We start from the raw sequence: 1420 nt of genomic DNA, 5'->3' as shown, positions 1-1420 counted from the left end.
AGCGTAAATGCTCGTACGTTTGTTAATAGTACAAAAGTTCATTGAAAATCATAGATTGGCAAGACCTCAGAGCAGAGGATATGTATATGCAAGCGATTCTCTACACTCGAGAGAATACGCAGAATGTCAGATAGCCCTGCTCTGGGAGGTTCTTTAGAGTCAGAATAGCATTTAAGGCCTTTCGCGATGTGGGATGAGCCAGTGTAAGCTACGAGTAATGACGATGAAAGAACCATTATTTATTCACCTAACTTGTCAATCATGTTTACACAAAATTTAGGCATTGATGTAGCTGGGAAAGACTTTCGGGTGTGCTTAAAAGTACGCCGTGAAACCGGGCAGGTTAAAATCAAAGGCACCCGCAAATTTGCCAATACCCCCAAAGGGTTTCAAGCCCTGGTGAAATGGGTGGAAAACAAACGCATAGCTGATGCTCCTATGCGGGTAACCATGGAAGCCACTGGCGTGTACTATGAATCATTAGCCTATTTCTTGCATGAGCAAGAGTGGCAAGTATTTGTGCTGCTGCCTAATCGAATCAAAGGCTATTTCAAGTTCCTTAATTTGAAAAGCAAGACTGACAAAATTGAGGCAGAGGGGCTTGCTGAACTGGGTATTACTCAAGTCCTTCCACTTTGGGAGCCCGCTAGTCCAGTGATGTACTCCATAAAAGGACTAAATCGGGAAAGGCACACGCTGATTGAGGAAAAAACCGTGATTTCCAATCGCTTACACGCCGAGCAAGCTTGTAAAAGTCCCAATAAGGGAACTATAAAAAGACTCAAGGCTATGCTACGATTACTTGCTAAACAAGTTGAGGAAGTAGAGCATGAAATGGAGCAACAACTGGATCAAGATACTGATCTTAAAAAGCGGGTAGACAATATCTGTCAAGTCAAAGGACTGGGATGGATTACGGTACTGGGCATCATTGCCGAAACCAATGGCTTCAAGCTAGTTACTCATAAGTCACAGCTGGTCTCCTACGCTGGTTACGATGTAGTACAACGCCAATCCGGAAGCAGTGTAAATGGTAAGACACGAATATCCAAAAAGGGTAATCGACATATCCGAAGAGCATTACACTTCCCCGCACTCACAGTGGTGAAATACCACGATGAGTTCACTCAGTTATTCAATCGAGTGTATGATCGCACTAAGGTCAAAATGAAAGGCTATGTAGCTGTTCAAAGAAAACTCTTAGTCCTAATCTATACACTCTACAAAAACAACGAAGCTTATGACCCGAATTATTATCAAAATCAAATGGATGAGCAGAAAAGTAGGCAGGGCACAATGCCTGCCTACACGGGATGATCATGCTCGAAAGCATAACCTCCTTTGGTAGTGCTAATCTATGAAATTTTCAAAGAACTTGCTCAGATGCTAAACATAGCATCTGACATTGAGTAGGTTTGCT

The 1420-nt window shown here is 42.7% G+C and carries 1 protein-coding gene; it reads left to right on the top strand.

Going from position 1 to position 1420, the window contains the following annotated elements:
• The first annotated feature begins 261 nt into the window (after window positions 1-261).
• Window positions 262-1317 carry an IS110 family RNA-guided transposase gene (locus MW688_RS18390; protein ID WP_486737471.1) on the top strand — a complete coding sequence of 352 codons (1056 nt, stop codon included), beginning with the start codon at window positions 262-264 and terminating at the stop codon, window positions 1315-1317.
• The last annotated feature ends 103 nt before the right edge of the window (window positions 1318-1420 follow it).

The organism is Johannesbaptistia floridana, assembly GCF_057440575.1.
Note: the sequence above shows the minus strand (reverse complement) of the source record. Positions and strands in the feature narration are given on the sequence as shown.